The sequence below is a fragment of the Salipiger sp. genome (assembly GCF_059781815.1).
Genome location: NZ_JBYNAH010000327.1, coordinates 1 through 3,709, shown reverse-complemented (window position 1 = coordinate 3,709; position 3,709 = coordinate 1). Strand labels below are relative to the sequence as shown.

Annotated in this window: 4 protein-coding genes; all 4 read left to right on the top strand. The window is 66.7% G+C overall.

Annotated features, from left to right (window positions below):
• Nucleotides 1-406 precede the first annotated feature (406 nt).
• Nucleotides 407-994, top strand: coding sequence for a ribosome maturation factor RimP (gene rimP, locus AC6RA4_RS23995; protein WP_500164605.1), 588 nt, complete (start codon nucleotides 407-409; stop codon nucleotides 992-994).
• A 7-nt stretch (nucleotides 995-1,001) separates the two neighbouring features.
• Nucleotides 1,002-2,624, top strand: a complete 1,623-nt coding sequence (nusA, locus tag AC6RA4_RS23990) for a transcription termination factor NusA (protein ID WP_500164603.1) — start codon at nucleotides 1,002-1,004, stop codon at nucleotides 2,622-2,624.
• Nucleotides 2,625-2,628: 4 nt separating this feature from the next.
• Nucleotides 2,629-3,282, top strand: a complete 654-nt coding sequence (locus AC6RA4_RS23985; protein WP_500164601.1) for an RNA-binding protein — start codon at nucleotides 2,629-2,631, stop codon at nucleotides 3,280-3,282.
• 7 nt (nucleotides 3,283-3,289) lie between these two features.
• A partial coding sequence (locus tag AC6RA4_RS23980) for a translation initiation factor IF-2 associated domain-containing protein (protein ID WP_500164599.1) occupies nucleotides 3,290-3,709 on the top strand: 420 nt, incomplete at its 3' end.

The following is a 3,709-nucleotide window of genomic DNA, read 5'->3' as shown; positions in this document are numbered from 1 at the left end:
CGGCCGTCCGAGCGGGCCGCCGCGGCGCAAGGAGGCCAAGGCCAAGCGCAAGGACGCCAAGGTGAAGCGCAAGGTCACCCGGCGGCGCAACACCAAGAGCTGACAGGCCTGGAGCGTGGCGGCGAGGGCCGCCATGCTCCGGCGCCGCCGATGTTGCGGGCGGCGCGCAATGGACTGCGGGGATCGCGACCCGCCTCATGCCGCCGGGAGAGAGGCCGGAGACGCCTCCGGCCCCTGCCAAACTGCACCGCTCTTCCGTCCTCGCATGCCGCTCCCCCTTGCGGAATCGAATCGTGGGGCGTATATGCCCCTTCAACAGCGGCGCGTCGGGGCTCTCCCGAGGTTCCACCGGGAAAGATCGACGGGCCGCGCGCCCGTTTTTTTGTGCTCAATCGGACCCGGACACATGACCGACCTGATCGCCAAATCCGCCATCGACCGGCGCCTCGCCGAGATCGTCACCCCGGTCATCGAAGACCTGGGGTTCGAGCTCGTGCGCCTGCGCCTGATGAGCGGTAAGACCGCAACCCTGCAGATCATGGCCGAGCGCCCCGAGGGCGGCATCGAGGTCGATGACTGCGCCCAGATCTCGACCGCCGTGTCGGCGGTGCTCGATGTCGAGGACCCGATCATCGACGCCTACACGCTCGAGGTCTCGAGCCCCGGCATCGACCGGCCGCTGACCCGTCTCAAGGACTTCGACACCTACGAAGGCTACGAGGCCAAGATCGAGACCCAGGAGATGATCGACGGCCGCAAGCGCTGGCGTGGCGTTCTCGCCGGGGTCGAGGGCGGCGAAGTTCTGTTCAACATCGAGGGCGAGGGCGGCGAAGAGCAGACCATCGGCCTGCAATTCGACTGGCTCAGCGACGCCAAGCTGATCCTCACCGACGACCTGATCCGCGACATGCTGCGTGCCCGCAAGGCGCAGGACGTGGACGAAACCCAATTCGACGAAATCCAGGCCGACGACGCGGCCGCTCAGGAGGAGTAAGAAGACAATGGCAATCACCTCTGCCAACCAGCTTGAGCTTCTGCAAACGGCCGAGGCCGTTGCCCGCGAGAAGATGATCGACCCTGCGCTCGTGATCGAGGCGATGGAAGAGAGCCTCGCGCGTGCCGCCAAGTCGCGCTACGGCTCCGAGATGGACATCCGCGTGAAGATCGACCGTCGCACCGGTCGCGCCACCTTCACCCGCGTGCGCACCGTCGTCGAGGACGAAGAGCTCGAGAACTACCAGGCCGAGCTGACCGTCAAGCAGGCCAAGCAGTACATGGCCGACCCCAAGGTGGGCGACCAGTATGTCGAGGAAGTGCCCCCGGTCGATATGGGCCGGATCGCGGCGCAATCGGCCAAGCAGGTGATCCTGCAGAAGGTCCGCGAGGCTGAGCGCGATCGCCAGTATGACGAGTTCAAGGATCGCAACGGCACCATCATCAACGGCACCGTCAAGCGCGAGGAATATGGCAACGTCATCGTCGATATCGGCCGTGGCGAAGGCATCCTGCGCCGCAACGAGAAGATCGGCCGCGAGGCCTATCGCCCCGGCGACCGCATTCGTTGCTACATCAAGGACGTGCGCCGCGAGGCCCGCGGCCCGCAGATCTTCCTGAGCCGCACCGCGCCGGAATTCATGGCCGAGCTGTTCAAGATGGAAGTGCCGGAAATCTATGACGGCATCATCGAGATCAAGGCCGTGGCCCGTGACCCGGGCTCGCGCGCCAAGATCGGCGTGATCTCCTATGACGGCTCGATCGACCCGGTCGGCGCCTGCGTCGGTATGCGCGGCAGCCGCGTGCAGGCCGTGGTCAACGAGCTCCAGGGCGAGAAGATCGACATCATCCCGTGGAACGAGGACATGCCGACCTTCCTGGTCAACGCGCTGCAGCCCGCCGAGGTCTCCAAGGTGGTGCTCGACGAGGATGCCGAGCGCATCGAGGTCGTGGTGCCCGACGAGCAGCTCTCGCTGGCCATCGGCCGCCGCGGTCAGAACGTGCGTCTGGCCTCGCAGCTCACCGGCCTCGACATCGACATCATGACCGAGGAAGAAGAGTCGGCGCGCCGTCAGAAGGAATTCGAAGAGCGCACCAAGCTGTTCATGGACACGCTCGATCTCGACGAGTTCTTCGCCCAGCTGCTGGTGGCCGAAGGCTTCACCAACCTCGAGGAGGTCGCCTATGTCGAGCTCGACGAGCTGCTGGTGATCGACGGCGTCGACGAGGACACCGCGCAGGAGCTGCAGACCCGCGCCCGCGAATTCCTCGAGGAGCAGGCCCGCAAGGCGCTCGAACGCGCCCGCGAGCTCGGCGCCGAGGACAGCCTCATTGAATTCGACGGCCTGACACCCCAGATGGTAGAGGCACTGGCGGAAGACGGCGTGAAGACGCTGGAAGACTTCGCCACCTGCGCCGACTGGGAACTGGCCGGCGGCTGGACCACGGTCGACGGCGAGCGCGTCAAGGATGACGGCTTGCTCGAGAAGTTCGATGTCGATCTCGCCGAGGCGCAGAACCTCATCATGACCGCGCGCGTCCTGCTTGGCTGGGTCGATCCCGACGAGCTGGTGTCCGAGGCCGAAGAAGAGGTCGACGGCGACGAGTCCGAGACCGAGGAAGAGGTCTGATCCGATGAGCCGGGGCGGCCGGGATAAGGACCGGGCCGACGGCCCGGAGCGGCGCTGCATCGCCACCGGCGAGACGCAGCCCGCCAGCGGCCTGATCCGTTTTGTGATCGGGCCCGACAATCAGGTCGTGCCCGATCTCGCAGGCAAACTGCCCGGGCGCGGCATCTGGGTGGCGTCGGACAAGGCGGCGCTCGAGAAGGCCGCGAGCAAAGGGCTTTTCGCCCGCGCCGCGCGGGCACCGGTCACGGTGCCCGACGATCTGCCCAACCTGGTCGAGCAGATGCTCGCCCGCCGGGTGGTCGAACTGCTCAGCCTCGCCCGCAAGTCCGGTGGCGCGGTTTCGGGCTACGAGAAGGTCAAGGATTGGCTGGCCAAGGAGGAAGCCGATGTGCTGCTTCAGGCCGAGGACGGGTCGACCCGCGGCAAGTCCAAGCTGTCCACCCCGCAGTGGGGAACGTATATCGGCTGGCTTACGGCGGACGAGCTGGGGCTGGCCTTTGGTCGGGAAAAGGTGATACACGCCGCGCTTGGCGCTGGTGGACTCACGAAACGTGTTGTAGAGGAAGCCCAACGACTGAAGGGGCTGCGCGTCGGAAGGGCCGACGCGGCGACGGCAGCAGGGGCTGCCGGGGGCGGCAGGGGCCGCCGGAAAGGATAAGAGCTGAATGAGCGATAACGACGGCAAGAAGACTTTGGGTGTTCGTGGCGGGGGTCCCCGTTCGGGATCCGTGAAGCAGAGCTTCAGCCACGGGCGGACCAAGAACGTCGTGGTGGAAACCAAGCGCAAGCGCGTGGTTGTGCCCAAGCCCGGTGCCGGTGGTGCCAAGGGCTCCGGCGGTGTGCCGGGTGGGTCGGGTGGCAAGCGCCCCGCCGGGATTTCCGATGCGGAGATGGAACGCCGCCTGAAGGCGCTGCAGGCCGCCAAGGCCCGCGAGGTCGAGGAGCAGGCGCAGCGCGAGGCGCAGGAAAAGGCCCGCGCCGAAGAGCGCGAGCGCATGCGCGCCGAGAAGGAACAAAAAGAGCGCGAGCAGCGCGAACCCGAAGAGCGCGCCAAGCCGAAAGCCGAGCAAGAGGCGCGCAAGGCC